The organism is Amycolatopsis orientalis DSM 43388, assembly GCF_000411975.1.
In the GTDB taxonomy this organism is placed as follows: Bacteria; Actinomycetota; Actinomycetes; order Mycobacteriales; family Pseudonocardiaceae; genus Amycolatopsis; species Amycolatopsis orientalis_D.
The window spans coordinates 19,368-35,548 of sequence record NZ_ASXG01000114.1; the positions used below are offsets into that span (position 1 = coordinate 19,368).

The 16,181-nt window shown below is 69.2% G+C and carries 14 protein-coding genes and 1 pseudogene; 5 read left to right on the forward strand and 10 right to left on the reverse strand.

Annotation, left to right across the window (positions count from 1 at the left end; genetic code table 11):
• Positions 1–10 precede the first annotated feature (10 nt).
• Complete coding sequence (locus L942_RS22025; RefSeq protein WP_037363532.1) at positions 11–550, forward strand: Jag family protein; 540 nt, start codon at positions 11–13, stop codon at positions 548–550.
• A 410-nt stretch (positions 551–960) separates the two neighbouring features.
• Here the strand turns inward: L942_RS22025 and L942_RS45505 are convergent.
• A pseudogene (locus L942_RS45505) lies at positions 961–1,104 on the reverse strand (IS30 family transposase); the annotation flags it as partial.
• 328 nt (positions 1,105–1,432) lie between these two features.
• Between L942_RS45505 and rsmG the strand changes: the two are divergent.
• The 3 genes from rsmG to L942_RS22040 all read left to right on the forward strand — a co-directional run bounded on the left by rsmG (position 1,433) and on the right by L942_RS22040 (position 4,135).
• Entirely contained in the window at positions 1,433–2,113 is a 681-nt protein-coding gene (gene rsmG / locus L942_RS22030) for a 16S rRNA (guanine(527)-N(7))-methyltransferase RsmG (RefSeq protein ID WP_037363534.1), read from the forward strand.
• Positions 2,114–2,198: 85 nt separating this feature from the next.
• On the forward strand, positions 2,199–3,122 hold the full coding sequence (locus L942_RS22035) for a ParA family protein (protein ID WP_037363536.1): 924 nt from the start codon (positions 2,199–2,201) through the stop codon (positions 3,120–3,122).
• Positions 3,119–4,135, forward strand: coding sequence for a ParB/RepB/Spo0J family partition protein (locus tag L942_RS22040; RefSeq protein ID WP_037363538.1), 1,017 nt, complete (start codon positions 3,119–3,121; stop codon positions 4,133–4,135). Before L942_RS22035 ends, L942_RS22040 begins: the two co-directional genes overlap by 4 nt.
• 131 nt (positions 4,136–4,266) lie before the next feature.
• Here the strand turns inward: L942_RS22040 and L942_RS22045 are convergent, their stop codons facing one another.
• The gene (locus tag L942_RS22045; RefSeq protein WP_037363542.1) at positions 4,267–5,217 is read right to left on the reverse strand and encodes a D-alanine--D-alanine ligase family protein; all 951 of its coding nucleotides are present in this window, start codon (positions 5,215–5,217) and stop codon (positions 4,267–4,269) included.
• A gap of 30 nt (positions 5,218–5,247) precedes the next feature.
• Positions 5,248–6,567 (reverse strand): aminotransferase-like domain-containing protein, encoded by a 1,320-nt coding sequence (locus L942_RS22050; RefSeq protein WP_037363544.1) that lies wholly within the window; start codon positions 6,565–6,567, stop codon positions 5,248–5,250.
• Between the two features lie 183 nt (positions 6,568–6,750).
• On the opposite strand from L942_RS22050, the gene L942_RS22055 reads away from it, so the two are divergent.
• Positions 6,751–7,395, forward strand: coding sequence for a GNAT family N-acetyltransferase (locus L942_RS22055; protein WP_106964977.1), 645 nt, complete (start codon positions 6,751–6,753; stop codon positions 7,393–7,395).
• 800 nt (positions 7,396–8,195) lie between these two features.
• Here L942_RS22055 and L942_RS22060 read toward each other — a convergent pair.
• The 7 genes from L942_RS22060 to murJ form a co-directional block, all read right to left on the reverse strand.
• Positions 8,196–9,344 (reverse strand): N-acetylmuramoyl-L-alanine amidase, encoded by a 1,149-nt coding sequence (locus L942_RS22060; RefSeq protein ID WP_037363547.1) that lies wholly within the window; start codon positions 9,342–9,344, stop codon positions 8,196–8,198.
• A gap of 267 nt (positions 9,345–9,611) precedes the next feature.
• The gene (gene trxA / locus L942_RS22065; RefSeq protein ID WP_009085330.1) at positions 9,612–9,935 is read right to left on the reverse strand and encodes a thioredoxin; all 324 of its coding nucleotides are present in this window, start codon (positions 9,933–9,935) and stop codon (positions 9,612–9,614) included.
• A 28-nt stretch (positions 9,936–9,963) separates the two neighbouring features.
• Positions 9,964–10,956, reverse strand: a complete 993-nt coding sequence (gene trxB, locus L942_RS22070; protein ID WP_037363553.1) for a thioredoxin-disulfide reductase — start codon at positions 10,954–10,956, stop codon at positions 9,964–9,966.
• Positions 10,957–11,051: 95 nt separating this feature from the next.
• Positions 11,052–11,849 carry a hypothetical protein gene (locus L942_RS22075; RefSeq protein WP_037363556.1) on the reverse strand — a complete coding sequence of 266 codons (798 nt, stop codon included), beginning with the start codon at positions 11,847–11,849 and terminating at the stop codon, positions 11,052–11,054.
• On the reverse strand, positions 11,846–12,511 hold the full coding sequence (sigM, locus tag L942_RS22080) for an RNA polymerase sigma factor SigM (RefSeq protein WP_037363559.1): 666 nt from the start codon (positions 12,509–12,511) through the stop codon (positions 11,846–11,848). Before sigM ends, L942_RS22075 begins: the two co-directional genes overlap by 4 nt.
• Before the next feature lie 31 nt (positions 12,512–12,542).
• Complete coding sequence (locus tag L942_RS22085; protein ID WP_037363560.1) at positions 12,543–14,144, reverse strand: protein kinase family protein; 1,602 nt, start codon at positions 14,142–14,144, stop codon at positions 12,543–12,545.
• Positions 14,145–14,223: 79 nt separating this feature from the next.
• On the reverse strand, positions 14,224–16,026 hold the full coding sequence (gene murJ / locus L942_RS22090; RefSeq protein ID WP_440201335.1) for a murein biosynthesis integral membrane protein MurJ: 1,803 nt from the start codon (positions 16,024–16,026) through the stop codon (positions 14,224–14,226).
• Between the last annotated feature and the right edge of the window lie 155 nt (positions 16,027–16,181).

Here is a 16,181-nt window from a genome sequence, read left to right on the forward strand (position 1 = left end):
GAGACGAAAGATGTCGGAGACGGTCGACACGATCGACGCCGATCGGGAAGAGACGAGCGCACCGGCCGAGCCGAAGGCGAGCAGTGACGACGCTCTCGTGCAAGAGGGCGACATCGCCGGCGACTACCTCGAGCGTCTGCTGGACCTGCTCGACTACGACGGCGACATCGACCTGGACGTCGAAGCGGGCCGCGCCATCGTCAGCATCGACGGCGGCGACGACCTGGAGAAGCTGGTCGGCCCCCGCGGCACGGTGCTCGAAGCGCTGCAGGAGCTGACCCGCCTCGCGGTCCAGCAGGAGACCGGCTCGCGCAGCCGGCTGATGCTGGACATCGCGGGCTGGCGCGCGGACCGCCGCGAGGAGCTCCGCGAGCTCGGCCGGTCCACCGCCGAGTCGGTGTTGTCGAGCGGCGAGCGGGTTCGCCTGCAGCCGATGAGCCCGTTCGAACGCAAGGTCGTCCACGACGCGGTCGCGACGGTCAAGGGCGTCACGAGCGAGAGCGAGGGCGAGGACCCGAAGCGGCGCGTGGTGATCTTCCCCGAGGACTGAGCCCCTCGGAGCACTCGGACGCGTTGAGCACTGAGCCGAAGCGGCCCACCGGATCTGTCCGGTGGGCCGCTTCTTTTGTGCGTGCTTCTTACTCCGGTGCGGCAGGCGGGACGAGGTGACTCCCCTGGCTGCTGCGATCGTCCTCGCGAAGCAGTCCGGTGCGGAGCGGTCGCCGAACCTCACTGCCGGGTGTGACCCGATGCTGCCGCGCCGTCTGCATCCGTGGGCGAGGTCCGCGGCGCTCGCTGATGGCGGCTCGAACGTCGGCAGGGCGCTTGGTGGTGGAGTTGGCCTCCAGGAGCGAATTACAAGCGTGGCGTTTCACGTGAAACTGGCGCCGGCTCGAGTCCCTCGACGCCCGACGGAGGTATGGCAGGACAGGTCGGTGCCTGTGGGTTAGCACTGGCGTAGCAGGCCGTTGGGTTCTCCCGGCGCAGCGCGCCCCGGCCCTGCGCGTACAGCGACTGGCAGCTCGTCTCGTGCGATGCCCGCACCTTCGGGTCGGGAAAGTCGAGTACCAGTCTCGCCGAGACCTGCCGCGGCGACGATTTCCGGGTCAGCCCCGGCTGGGCCCTATCCCGCACCGTCCGCGCAACCACCGGTACTTCCGCGCCTTGGCCGTCACAACCGGCTCCTTCAACCAGACGGCGTTGCACCCACCCCCGCCCCACTCTCGCGGCCTACCCGGGATGGCGTTTCACGTGAAACCCGCCGCCTGCTCCCCTAGCGACACACGTTCCACGTGAAACGACCTGTGGATCGCTCGGCGACTCGAGTGGAGTTGTCCACAGTTGCGGTCTGTCGGCTCGATTTGGCGTCGGCATCAGGGACAATCAAGTGAGCGCGTTTCACGTGAAACGCGCGGAGCGAGGAGTGGAAGTAGTGAGCTTGGACGGCGCCACCGGGACGGTCCGGACCGCGGCGGTGGAGGTGTTCGGGGAGCGCGTCGAACAAGCCGCCGGGTATGTGGAGCTGCTGGCGACTCATGGGGTCGAGCGAGGGCTGATCGGACCCCGCGAGGTGGACCGGCTGTGGGAGCGGCACGTACTGAACTCCGCGGTCATCGGCGAGCAGATCCCGTCCGGGGCGCGCGTGGTCGATGTCGGGTCGGGGGCTGGGCTTCCGGGAGTACCGCTGGCGATCGCCCGACCGGACCTCGATATCGTGCTCTTGGAACCCATGGCTCGCCGGGTTGACTGGTTGGCCGAGGTCGCCGAGAAGCTGGAACTCCCGATCACCATCGTCCGTGGACGCGCCGAGGAGCGGTCCGTACGCGAGCAGCTGAGTGACGCAGACGTCGTCACCGCCCGCGCGGTCGCCCCTCTCGCTCGGCTCGCGGGCTGGTGCCTTCCCCTGGTTCGTCCCGAAGGTCGGCTGGTTGCCCTCAAGGGCGCCAGCGCCGCCGAAGAGATCTCCCGTGACCGCGACGCGGTGCGCAAGGCCGGTGGGGCCGAACCACAGATCGCGGAATGCGGGAAGGCAGTACTCGAAGTCCCCAGCACGGTGGTCCTGATCCGTCGCCTGCCGCCGAAGCCGAACCGGCCACGCGGCAGACGGAGCTAGCGAACGACAACAGCCGCGCCGTTCCACGTGAAACATCGCGCTGTGAACGCCCCGAATCGTCTACCAGGAGGAGGTGTCGAGACCGGTGAATCCCCCGCCGTCCGACTCCGCGGAGGCCAGCCAGGAGATGGGCTGGACACCGATCGCTGAAGAAGCCGTTCGCGCCGCGAGCGTGCTCCACCCGAAGGAAGGGGTGCTCCCCCGACCGGCTCGCCGCCGGGTGCTCACCGTCGCGAACCAGAAGGGCGGGGTCGGCAAGACGACGAGCACCGTCAACCTGGCCGCGGCGCTCGCCGTGCACGGGCTGAAAACGTTGGTGATCGACCTCGATCCGCAGGGCAACGCCAGCACCGCGCTCGACATCGACCACCGTTCCGGGACGCCCTCGATCTACGAGGTGCTCATCGGCGAGGTCTCGATCGCCGAGGCCGCGGCGCAGAGCGAGCAGTCCCCCAACCTCTACTGTGTGCCCGCGACGATCGACCTAGCCGGTGCCGAGATTGAGCTCGTCTCCATGGCGAACCGGGAGACGCGGCTCAAGGAGGCGCTGTCGTCCGGAGCGCTCGACGAGATCGGCGTCGACTACGTCTTCATCGACTGCCCGCCGTCGCTCGGTCTCCTCACTGTCAACGCGATGGTGGCAGCGCAGGAAGTGCTCATCCCGATCCAGTGCGAGTACTACGCACTGGAGGGGCTCGGGCAGCTCCTCAGCAACATCGAACTCGTGCAGCAGCATCTGAACCGCGAACTCAGCGTGTCGACGATTCTGCTCACCATGTACGACGGCCGCACCAAACTCGCCGACCAGGTGACCAACGAGGTCCGGAACCACTTCGGCGACACGGTGCTGAAGACCGTCATCCCGCGCAGCGTGAAGGTGTCCGAGGCACCCGGCTACGGCCAGACCGTCCTCGCCTACGACCCGGGTTCACGTGGTGCCATGAGCTATCTCGACGCGGCGAAGGAGATCGCCGAGCGGGGCGTGAAGGAGAGGAGCAGCACCACATGACTGAGCGCAGAGGAGGACTCGGCCGCGGATTGGCGGCCCTGATCCCGACCGGACCGGCGACGCCCCCTCCGTCCGCGACCGAGGCCAGCACGCCTGCGGAGAAAGCGGTACGCGAGGACAAGGGCTGGTTCGCGGCGAACGGTGCGGCGGGTCAGCCGGTCGCGGGCGGCGAGGTCGCCGGCGCGGTGTACCGCGAGATCCCGGTCAGCTCGGTCAAGCCGAACCCGAAGCAGCCTCGGCAGGTTTTCGACGAGGAAGCGCTCGCTGAACTCGAGCATTCGATCCGCGAGTTCGGGCTCATGCAGCCGATCGTCGTCCGCGAACTTGGCGACAATGAGTACGAACTCGTCATGGGCGAGCGTCGGCTGCGGGCCTCGCAGCAGGCGGAGCTCGAGGTGATTCCGGCGATCGTGCGGCAGACCGCCGACGAGTCGATGCTGCGGGACGCGCTCCTGGAGAACATCCACCGGGTGCAGCTGAATCCGCTCGAAGAGGCGGCGGCTTACCAGCAGCTGCTCGACGAGTTCGCGGTGACGCACGAGGAACTGGCCGGGCGCATCGGCCGCAGCCGCCCGGTCATCACGAACACGATCCGGTTGCTGAAGCTCCCCCTCCCCGTACAGCGACGGGTGGCCGCGGGCGTGTTGTCCGCCGGGCACGCGCGAGCGCTGCTGTCGCTGGAGGATCCGGAAAGCCAGGAGGAACTGGCGGCTCGGATCGTCGCCGAGGGCATGTCGGTGCGTGCCACCGAGGAAGCCGTCACGCTGAAGAAGAGCGAGAAGCCGGCGAAGCCGAAGGCCGCGCCCCGCAAGCCGATTCAGGCACCCGGATTGCAGGAACTCGCGAACCGGCTGTCCGATCGGTTCGACACCCGGGTGAAGGTCGACCTCGGCCGGCGCAAGGGGCGCATCGTTCTCGAGTTCGGCTCGGTGGACGATCTTGAACGGATCGTCGGGATCATCGACGCGAATTCCGGGGAAAAATCGGCGAATCAGAGCGACGAAACCGATTAGGGATCACCCAGGGGCGTTTCGTCACGGTGATGATTGCGGATCGAGGCGGCCACGGTCACGCGGAGTGGCCGCCGGAATCGACCGGCGCGGGGAAGGGCGGCGGACCGTCGCCCGCCCCCGGCCGCCTGGTTTCAGTTCGCGCGGGCGACGGCGCGCGCGACGAGATCCGCGAAAACTGACCCGAGGGTGGTGCCGGCGGCTTCGACCGCCATCGGCACCGTCGACGTTTCGGTGAGACCCGGCGAGAGGTTCACTTCGAGGAAGTGGACTCCCCCGTCCGGAGTGATCACCGCGTCGGTGCGCGAGATGTCGCGCAGCCCGAGCCACCGGTGCGCGCCGACGGCGAGTTCGCCGACCGCCTTCGCGGCTTCGTCGGAAATCCGCGCCGGGGTGAAGAAATCGGTGAGACCCGCGGTGTAGCGGGCGGTGTAGTCGTAGACGCCGCTCTCCGGCACGATCTCCACCGCGGGCAGGGCCTCGGCCCCGTTCTCCCCTTCGATGACCGTGACGGCCACTTCAACGCCGTCTACGAACCGTTCCGCGAGCACGGTGTCTCCGTAGGCGAAGCAGCCGACCATCGCCGCGGGCAGCTCGGACGCCTCCCGCACCACCTGGGTGCCGAGCGCCGACCCGCCCTGATCCGGCTTGAGGATCAACGGCAGGCCGAGCCGCTCGACCATCGCGTCGAGCACCGACTGGGCACCCAGCTCGCGGAAAGTGCTGTGCGGCAACACAATCCAGTCCGGCGTCGAGAAACCGGCCTGCTGCACGAACGCTTTCGCGGTCGGCTTGTCCCAAGCCCGGCGGCAGCCCTGCGAGTGGGTGCCGACGAACGGCACGTCGAGCATTTCCAGCACGGTCTGCACCGAGCCGTTCTCGCCCTCACCGCCGTGCAGGGCGACGACAACCGCGTCCGGACGCTGCGTGCGCAGCCGCTCCAGCAGCCCGGCGTCGGTGTCCCACTCCTCCACCGTGAGGCCCTCGGCCCGCAGCGCGGCGGACAGTCTGCGCCCGGAGCGAAGCGAGACGTCGCGTTCGTGGGAAAGCCCGCCGGCGAGCACGGCAACGGTACGGTCGACCACCGTGGGAACTCCTTAGTGTTGCTGGGCCGGTCAGACCGTGTCCGGAGACGGGGTCTCGGGCCCCGGGATGGTGCGTGCCTTCACGCTACCGAAGGTGCGGCTGAGGTCCATTTCGGACTCGAGGACCGCGGCGAGCCGGCGCACGCCCTCGCGGATGCGTTCCGGCGTCGGATAGCAGTACGACAACCGCATCTGGCGGGAGCCGAACCCGTCGGCGTAGAAACCGGTGCCGGACGCGTACGCGACCCGAGCGGTGACCGCACGCGGCAACATCGCTTTGGTGTCAACGCCTTCCGGCACGGTGACCCACACGTAGAAGCCGCCGTCGGGGTTGGTCCAGGAGCAGCCGGGCGGCAGATACTGTTGCAGCGCCGACAACATCGCGTCGCGGCGTTCGCGGTAGTTCTCCCGGAACTTCTTGACCTGACCCTTCCAGTCGTGCGTCGCGAGATAGCGCGAGACGATCATCTGGTTGAAGGTCGGTGGGCACAGCGTCGCGGATTCCGCTGCCAGCACAAGCTTTTCGCGCACGGCGTGCGGCGCGAGCACCCAGCCGACGCGCAGCCCGGAGGCGAACGTCTTCGAGAACGAGCCGAGGTACACGACGTTGTCCGGGTCGAGCGAGCGCAGCGCCGGGTAGGTCTGGCCGTCGAAACCGAGCAGGCCGTACGGGTTGTCCTCGATGATCAGGACGCCGTGCTCGCGGCAGATCTCGACGATCTCCGGACGTCGTTCGACCGACAGCGTCACGCCGGCCGGGTTGTGGAAATTCGGGATGGTGTAAAGGAATTTGACCCGCTGCCCGGCTTTTTCGGCCTGGCGCAAGGCTTCTCGCAACCCTTCGGGCACGAGACCGTGCTCGTCCATCGCGACGTGCACGACGTTCGCCTGATACGCGGAAAAGGATCCGAGCGCGCCGACGTACGACGGACCTTCGGCGATCACGACGTCGCCCGGATCGCAGAAAAGCCGGGTCACCATGTCGAGGCCCATCTGGGAACCGACGGTGACCACGACGTCGTCGGGGTGCGCCTTGATCCCTTCGAGAGCCATGATTTCGCAGATTTGGTCACGCAGCGCGGGAATCCCGTGCGCGGAACCGTATTGCAGGGCGACGAGGCCCTCCTCGGCGATGATCTCGCCGACCTGAGCCGAGAGCGTGTCGAGCGGCAGCGCGGCCAGGTTCGGCATGCCGCCGGCGAGCGAGACGACCTCCGGCCGGCTTGCCACTGCGAAAAGCGCGCGGATCTCGGATGCGGTCATCCCGGCGGTACGTGCCGCGTACCGGTCGAGGTGCGGGTCGAGATTGTTGCGGCCGGTCTGCGGCTTGGCGGGGCGGTTCTCGGTCATCGGACACCTGAGGGCTCGGTGGGTACCTGCTGGTAGATCCATCGAGTGTAACCGCGGCCTCTTCCGGCTCCCCGCTCTTCCGGCGCTTGTCACATCGGCCTATCCTCGGGGTGGTTCTTCCGGTGCTGCCTGCGCTCTTGCGGGTGGAACGGCCGGAGTTGCGGGGTCCAGGGAGGTTTTCAGGTGTCACGTCGCGTGGTGGGCGTCACCTTGGACAATCTCGAGCACCTGCCCAAGAGCTGCCGGCAGTGCGTGTACTGGGAGCTCGCGCCGCATCTGAAGGCACAGGCCGAGGAGTACGGCTCCACCGAGGTCGAGAAGGAAGCCTGGGTGTCCAGCGTGCTGCTGGAATGGGGTTCCTGCGGCCGCATCGTCTACAGCGACACCTTGCCGGTCGGCTTCGTGCTCTACGCCCCGCCGAACGCGGTGCCCCGTGCGCTCGCCTTCCCGACGTCGCCGCCCAGCGCGGACGCCGTCCTGCTCACCGCATTCCAGGTGCTGCCGGAATTCCGCGGCGGCGGCCTCGGCCGGATGCTGGTGCAGGCCGTCGCGAAGGACCTGACCAAACGCGGCGTCCGCGCGATCGAATCCTTCGGCGACGCTACTCCCGACGACGAGGACCCGCTGGGCCAGCACTCCTGCGTGCTGCCCGCCGCGTTCCTGCAGAGCGTCGGCTTCAAAACGGTGCGCCCGCACCCGAAGTACCCGCGGCTGCGCCTCGAACTGCGCTCGGCGATCACCTGGAAAGAAGACGTCGAAGCCGCACTGGAGCGTCTGCTGGGCCAGGTGACGATCACGACCGCGGAACCGAGCCTCGGCCGAGCCTGACTTTCTCCTCCCTCACCGCGACGGAGATCAGCCAGAATGACCTTGCTGGCAACCACCCTGAACGAGCCGTCTGACTAGCGCGCCGCGTTCCGCAGTGTCCAGCTCTGCTTCGGCCCGATGGTTACTTTGCGTGTCATTGCCGCGCTTCCCGCCCAGCTTCCCCGGGCCGCCCAGACCTCCGCAACCCGCCCATTTCAGCCCGGCGACCATCGACTTGAACGGCATCGTTCGAGGTCAACCCAGTCGCATTCCCCGCTGACGGATCTTGCACCTGGAGGCCGCTGGACCGCACCCGCCAAGCCTCATACCACCTCCGATTCGCTCGGGAAACACCCACTCCCGGTACCTGTGCACAACTGTGGAAGAGTCCCCGAGTTATCCACAGATTGCAGATAGAGGCCGTGGAAAAGCTGTGGATGGATAGAATGGATCTGGGGACGCCCCCCGGGAAGGGTGGGGGCTGCCCCAAGGTGTGGTGGGTGTGGCGGCGGTGGGGCGCAAGTTCTTGTGGCGCCGGTTAAGCGGTGTTGGGGCTCCGGTTGTTTGGCGTTGAGGCCGCGGGTGGGCGGTGGCGGGAGTCGTGCGGAGGGTCGGCCGGGAGAGCGGCGGCTCTTGGTGACTGTGGGTAGTGATCGGCTGGGGTGAGGTCGGGTCAGCACGGGTAACCGCGGAGCGCGGGCGGAGAGGCGCGGTGGCGGCTCGGGGCGCGCTGAGCGGGGCCCTGGGTGGAAATCCGGCGGGGAAGTCCGAGCAGGGCTAATCAGGGGCGAAGCGGGGGTGTGAGGCCGAGGAGGAAGGGGCTATTCGGCTTTGGCCAGTTCGTGGGCCAGGACGTCGGCGAAGGTGAAGGTGCCGGTGGGCTGGTCGCCTTCGCCCAGGAGGTAGAGGCGCTTCACCGCGATGAGGATGCCCTCGGCCACGACGTCGCGGAAGGCGGGGTCGGCCAGGCGGGCGGCGTCGTCCGGGTTGGTCAGGTAGCCGATTTCCACGCGGACGGCGGGGCAGCGCGTGCGGGTGAAGATCTCCCACGTCTTGTAGTGCGTGCGGCAGTCCAGCAGGCCGGTACGGGCGGCGACCTCGCGCTGGATGAAACCGGCCAGCAGCTCGCCGACGGTTGACGTCGTGCCGTTTCCGGTGCCGAAGTGGAAGCTCGCCACGCCTTGCGCGCGCGGCGACGGGTTGCCGTCATTGTGCAGCGACAGGAACAGGTCCGCGCCGGCGTCGTTGGCGAACCGGGCGCGTTCGAAATCCGTCGGGCTGTGGTTCGGGCCCCGGCTGATCAGGGCCTCCATGCCGGTGGCCTGCATCCGGCCTTCGAGCCGGCGCGCCAGGTCCCAGGCGATGTCCGCCTCGCGCAGGCCGCCGGCGACGACGCCGAGGTCCTCGCCACCGTGGCCCGGGTCGATCACGATGCGCTTGCCGCGCAGTCGCGGGCCCGCCTGGCGCACCTGCTCCTGCTCGCGCAGGAAGACCGGGCGGCCGCCGCGGGCGCGCGGCGACGACAGGCGGTGCAGTTCGCGGATGGTGGCCGGACCGCAGATGCCGTCCGACGTCAGCCGCATGTCGCGCTGGAACGTGCGCAGGGCGCGCTCGGTCTGCGGGCCGAAGTAGCCGTCCGGGCGGCCCGCGTCGAAGCCCAGTTCGGTGAGCCGCTCCTGAAGAGTGAAAACGTCGTCGCCGTGCACCGGCGACGACAAAAGGTACTGGAGCGGGCGGCTCCCGAGGTGATAGCTGGCGCCCTTGAGCGCCTGGTACGTCGCAGGGCCCACGACACCGTCGGTGATGAGCCCGCGGCGCTGCTGGAACGCGCGCACGGCCTGCTCCACCGCGACGTCGAACGTGTTGTACCGCTCGGTCCCCGCCACCGGCGGGAGCAGATCCATCCCGGCAAGGATCGACCTGATCTCGGCGACGTCGGGACCGGCGTCACCGCGGCGGAGTACCCGCATGCACTCCTCGCTCTTCCTCAGGCACCGAAACCGGCTCGATGCGAAACAGAAACCCGGGTAGGGGTGTACCCAGGCACCTATTGTGCCCTGTGAACTCTCGGTAAGGACGCAGGCCCGGTCGGTGCGCCACCGGAGGGTGGGTCGCCAGGCGGCGGACACGCCGAGTGCACCTGGGCGCACACCCCCGTGCGGGTGGTTCCCCGACATGCGAGAACCCGGACCGGCGCGTCGATCGCCGCTGGCCCGGGTTCTCAGCAGGTGGACCGCTCAGAGCACGTCGGCGAGATCGGACAGCAGCGCGGCCTTCGGCTTCGCGCCCACGATCTGCTTCACCGGCTTGCCGCCCTGGAACAGGATCAGCGTCGGAATCGACATCACCTGGTAGTCACGCGCCGTGTTCGGGTTCTCGTCGATGTCGAGCTTCGCGACGGTGATCTTGTCGCCGTTTTCCTTCGCGATCTCCTCGAGCACCGGGGCGACCATCTTGCACGGACCGCACCAGGTCGCCCAGAAGTCGACGAGAACGGGCTTCTCGCTGGTGAGGACGTCGTCCACGAACGACTTGTCGGTCACCTTCACGGGTTCGGACATCGCTTGCTCCTTTAACTCGGTGGAAAAGTCAGTGCTCGCCGGCGCCGTAGCCGCCGCCGACCAGTTCCGGTGCTTCGTTCGCTTCGGCCTCGCCGTGCTCCGCGAGCCATCGTTCCGCGTCGATCGCCGCGCTGCAGCCGGAGCCGGCCGCGGTGATCGCCTGCCGGTAGGTGCGGTCCACCAGGTCGCCGGCGGCGAACACCCCGGGCAGGTTCGTGTAGGACGTGCGGCCCTGGGTCAGCACGTAGCCGTCCTCGTCCACGTCCACCTGGCCGCGCACCAGCTCGCTGCGCGGATCGTGGCCGATCGCGACGAAGAACCCGGTCACGTCGAGCGTCTTCTCCTCACCGGTCTTCGTGTCGCGCACCTTCAGGCCGGACACCGTCCCGTCGCCCTCGACCCCGGTGATCTGCGAGTTCAGCTGCCACTTGATCTTGTCGTTCGCGCGAGCGCGCTCGAGCATGATCTTCGACGCCCGGAACTCGTCGCGGCGGTGCACGATCGTGACGGACTTGGCGAACTTCGTCAGGAAGGTCGCCTCCTCCATCGCCGAGTCGCCGCCGCCGGCCACCGCGATGTCGTGGTCGCGGAAGAAGAAACCGTCACAGGTCGCACAGGCGGACACGCCGCGGCCGAGCAGCTCCTGCTCGCCCGGCACCTTCAGGTACCGCGCGGCGGCGCCCATGGCGAGAATGACCGCGCGGGCGGCGTAGCGCTTGCCGTTCGCGACGACGTACTTCACGTCGCCGGTCAGCTCAAGCGACTCGACGTCCTCCGCGCGCAGCTCGGCGCCGAACCGTTCGGCCTGCTTGCGCATCTCCTCCATCAGGTCCGGGCCCTGGATCCCGTCGCGGAAGCCCGGGAAGTTCTCGACCTCGGTGGTGGTCATTAGCGCGCCGCCGAACTGCGTGCCCTCGAACACCAGCGGTTCGAGCTGCGCACGCGCCGCGTAGACCGCTGCGGTGTAACCGGCAGGACCCGACCCGACGACGATCAGGTTCCTGATTTCCTCGGCAGCCACCCGTCAACCCTCCGCTCGTAGTGACCTGTGCTCCAGGCTCAACACGATCGTAGGTGGAGGTGTTCCCGGCGGTGACGGCCGCTACGTCCGGGCCGCTACTTCTTGCCGACCACCTTGTCGAACAGCTTGTCCGGGTTCCCCGGCCCGCAGTCCGCGCCGAACGCGACCAGCCGGAACTGCGCGAGCTTGCCGGTGGTGTAAATCGCCATCACGCCCGGTTTGCCCTCCACGGTCACCGGCCGCACGCCTTCCGGCCGCACCGCCGGATCCATCCCGGCTGCTTCGACGCACGCGTCGAACCTCTTGACGTCCTGCAGCGGGCCGTAATTCCGGACACCGAGGCCGCCGCCCAGCAGAGCTTCCGCACCGCTGCCGTCGCTGCCGACGGTCGGGCCGCCTGTCGCGGACGGCGCGGGCGCGGCGACGCCGGACGTGTCCGTCTTCGTCGCACCGGGAACGTTCAGCGTGATCGCTACCGCGGCGGCCGCGGCGGCGGTCAGGATCCCGGCGCCCCAGCCGAGCTGCCGGTTCCGCCGCTTCCGCGCCGCCGACAGGTCGACCACGGGCGCGACCGGCTGTTCCGCAGGCGCCGGTGCCGCCGCCGGAAACGTCGCCTCCTGCCGGGCCGCCGACTCCGCGGCGAGCGCGGCGTCGAGCCGGGCCACGAACACGGCGGGCATCGGTGGGGCCGGTTCCGCGGCGAGCGCGGACAGGTCGGCGGTGGTCGCCTCGAGGGCCTCGATGATCGCGCGCGCCTCCGGATCCGCGTGGACCCGCGGCCACAGCTGCGCTGCCTCCTGCTCGTCGAGGACCCCGGCGTGGAGGTCGGCGAGCAGGTCGACAGACCAGGGCGGCCCGATGGTTCCGCCTGCCCCCCGGCTCTCGTCCGTCATCGTCCCTCCCCGTTCCCCGGCGAGCGCTGGGCCCGCCCGGCACTCCGGGACCCCTCCGAAGTGGCGTGCTTGCGTTTGCTTTCGTTAGTTGGGACGTCGCCACCCCCGTCCGGGTTCCGCAGATGCCCGAGAACCTTCGCGAGTTTTCCCCGCCCGCGCGCACAGCGGCTCTTGACCGTGCCCTCGGCGATGCCGAGCATCTTCGCGGTTTCGGCCACCGAATAGCCCTCGACGTCGACGAGCAGGATCGGCGCGCGCTGGTCTTCGGGCAGCTCGTCGAGCGCCTTGCGGACCAGCAGGCTGGTTTCCTTCTCCGCCATCGAATCGCCGGGCGCGGCCGGTTCGTTGAACTCCCCGGTCTCCGGCAGCGGCACGGTCGGCCGGGCCTGCTTCCGCCGGATCCGGTCGAGGCACGCGTTGACCACGATCCGGTGCAGCCAGGTCGTGACCTGCGACTCCGCGCGGAACTTGCCCGCCGCGCGGAAGGCCGAGATGAACGCCTCCTGCAGCGCGTCCGCCGCCTCTTCCGGATCGCGCAGCGTGCGCAGCGCTACCGCCCACATACGGTCTCGATGCCGCCGGACCAGTTCACTGAACGCATGCGGATCGCCCGCGGCGTGCGCCGCGATCAGATCCGCATCCGTGGGAGCTGCAGCCGTCACCCGGCAGAGCCTACTGAGTCGCGATCGCAGGTCACGCCGCAGGCAGGAAGCTCAGCTCTCCGATCTGGCTCAGGAAGCCATTGCCGCCGTTATCGCCCAGCTGGGTGATCCAGACGATGAAGTACTGGCTTTGCGTCGGCTGCTGCAGCGTGATCGTGGTGTCCGGCCCGTTCAGGTCGCCGCCTCCGACCACCTTGGTGTCGTCGAGCTGCGGGTTCTTGCTGTCCGCCGACCGGATCTCGACCTTCGTGCCCGGACTGTCCGCGCTGATCTTCACCTGCGCGAGGTTCACCGGGTTGTCAAACGAGACCGCGATGCCGACGCCGGGCTTCAGCGCGGGCAACTGCTGCTGGTACTGGTCGGTTTTCCAGACCGTGCCCGGGTCGCCGTCGATGGTGTTCTTCACCCGGCCGGGGTTGTCGCCCGAGCCTTCCGGGTTGTAGAGCGAGGCCGACTTCGGAGCCACCGGGTCGCCGACCTTCGGGCCGGCGGGCTGCTGGTTCGCCGGCGGCGGCGCCGGGTTGCCCGGTTTCGCCGGGGCCGAACTGCTCGGCGGGGCCGCGACGTTGATCGCCGGACCGGTGGGCTTGCCGTCGCCCTGGAACAGGTTGATCAGCATCAGCCCGCCCCACGCGAGGATCACCACGGTGGCGACCACCAGCACGGTGACGCCGAAGGCCAGCTTGCGCCGCCGCGCGACGTCCTTGACCGGCTTCTTCGTGGTCCAGATCGTGCCGTCGGGATCCGCCGCCGGGTCTTCCTTGCCGACGGCGTTGATCAGCTGGGTGCGTTCCTCCTGTTCGGCGACCTGGCCGAGCACGCGCAGGATGGCCGAGCTGGTGCGGATCCCGCCGCTGCCGCCGTCCTCGATCGTGCGCACGGCCAGCGAGGACAGCTCCGGCGGCACCGCGGGCACCAGCGACCGCGGCGGCACGACGTGCCCCTGCGGGGTCAGCGGGGCCGCGGGGATCGCGGGCGGTCCGCCGGGCAGCGCCCAGCGTCCGGTGAGCAGCAGATACAGCACCGCGCCGAGCGCCTTGACGTCGTCGCGGAGCGTGGCTTCCGGCAGCGGGCCGGGGAAGGCGAGCTTGAGCGCGCCGCCTGGGGTGAGCCGCAGCCGCTGCGGGTGGTCGAGACCGAGGACGAGGCCGTTCTGGTGGGCGTGGTCGACCGCTTCGGCGAGCGCCTGCACCATCCGCGCGGCCGCGGCGGGGGCCACCGGGCGCTGCGCGACCAGGTCCACCAGGTCGCTGCCCTTGGTCCATTCCGCCACCACGACGCCGAGCAGGCCCTCGCTGGAGGTGACCCCGCTGCCGAGGCTGAGCACGTCGAGCACCCGGGCGACGCCGCCGTGCCCGAACTTGGACGCGTGCGCGGCTCGTTCCAGGGTGCGCCGGGCCTGCCGGGCCGCCTCCGGATCGGCCGGATCGCCGACCAGCAGCGTCAATGCGACGTCTCGTTTGAGCTGCCCGTCCCGCGCTCGCCACAGGTGCGCCGCGGCCCGCTCGTCTACGCCGAACTGGGCAAGCAGGCGATACCGGCCGTCCCCTACGACGCGTCCGGGCGCGAGCGATCCGCCCCGGGCGCGAATGCCCGCGGCGTCCCCCGCCTGCTCGCTTCGTCTCGTGTCCACGCTCTCTCCCGCTTCGCTCCCGGCACCGAGGGTACCCGGATCATCAGCCGTAGAAGCGTCGTGAGTCGTGAATCAATCGTTACCCGCGCTTGATCAATCGGGTGAATCTCGATGTTACGGGCTTCAGCTCCTCGACCTTCAGCGCCATGAGCACGCCGAACGAGACCACGATCCCGACGATTCCCTGCAGGATGAGCTTGATCCAGGCGTGCGGAACCGGACCGATGGACGAGGGCACGATCAGCCCGACGACCCACGCCGCGGCGACCCCGAGGACGCTCGACACGACCGTGAACAGGATCACCCCGATCACCCGCTTGCTGCGCAGGTTGCCGAGCGTCACCCACAGCCAGATCTGGCCGAGCATCGCGCCGATCACATAGGTCAGCGCGTTCACCATCATCACGCCGAGGACGATGTTCTCCGGGTTCAGCAGAACCGGGCACAGGAACAGCAGCGGCACCTTGACCACGGTCATCACGATCATGATCAGCGTCGGCGTCCGCGCGTCCTTCATCGCGTAGAACACGCGCATCTGGAGCATCACCAGCGCGTACGGCAGCAGCGCGAACGCCGTGATCGCCAGCGCCTGGCCCATCCGCTCGGCGCCCTCGAGCGAGCCCTTGCCCAGCGCGAACAGCGCGACCCCCATCGATGAGCCGACGATCGTCATCACCGCGGAGATCGGGACGAGGGTCACCGTCGAGATCCGCGAAGCGTAGGACAGGTCGCTGACCAGCTTCTTCGTGTCCCCGTCGGCCGCGGCGCGGCTCATTCTCGGCATGATCGCGGTGAGCAGCGAGACGCCGAGCACCCCGTACGGCAGCTGGAACAGCAACCAGGCGTAGTTGTAGGCGGTGACCCCGCCCGAGGTGCCCTTGGTGAGCACGCGAGTGGTGATCGTCAGGCCGACCTGGCTGACCGCGACGTAGCCGACGACCCACAGGGCCAGGCCGCCGAACTCCTTCATCCGGCTGTCCAGGCCCCAGCGCCAGCGCGGGCGGAAGCCCGAGCGCAGCAGCGGCGGGATCAGCATCAGCGCCTGCGCGGCGATGCCGCCGGTCACGCCGAGGCCGAGCGTGAGCACCTTCGGATCGGTGATCGACGGATTGCCGGTGTCGATCGAACCGGGCATCAGCCACACCACGAGGATGGTGAAGATGACCACCAGGTTGTTGATCACCGGCGCCCAGGCGGTCGGCCCGAACACGTGCTTGGCGTTCAACATCGCCGAGACCAGCGCGAACACGCCGTAGAAGAAGATCTCCGGCAGCAGCAGGTAGGCGAACGCGGTGGTCAGGCCCGCGCTCGCGTTGCCGGACGAATCGATGTACAGCGAGGTGAACGCCGGTGCCGCGATCACCGCGATCACGGTGCCGATGAACAGCACTGTGATGCCGGTGGTCAGCAGCCGTTGCGCGTAGGCCTGCCCGTGATCCGGATCGTCCTGCGAACGCACCAGCAGCGGCACCACCACACTGGTGAGCACGCCGCCGAGCAGCAGCTCGAAGATGATGTTGGGCATCGTGTTCGCGACGTTGAACGAGTCGGTCGCGATCCCGTTGCCGATCGCCGCGACCAGCAGCACCTTCCACAGGAACCCGGTGATCCGGCTGATCAGCGACGCGATCGCCATCCGGCCGGACGCCTTGGCGACCGAGGGGCCCTCGTCCTTGGGCCGCTCGGGCGCTTCCGCCGGACGCGCGAGCGGCGCGTCCTTGATCCGCGGCATGACCTGGGTGGCCAGCGCGTCGTACGGGCGCAGCACGTCCGGGTCGGCGGTCGGCCAGCGCGAGGGGGCCGCCAGCGGGACGCCCGCGGTGCGCGGGATGAACCGGGTGGCTTCCGGGTCCCGCATCGCCTCTTCCTGCCACGGCCGGATCGGCGTGCCGGGACGCGGGCCGCGGCCGCGGTGCACCGGCGGCTGCGGGCCGGGTGCGTTCGCCGGCGGCGGGGTGGGCTGCGGAAGCTGGCCGCGGTTCGGCGGCTGGTTGGCCGGCGGAAGCGGCTGCGGCCCCGACGGTGGGAGTTGCTGCG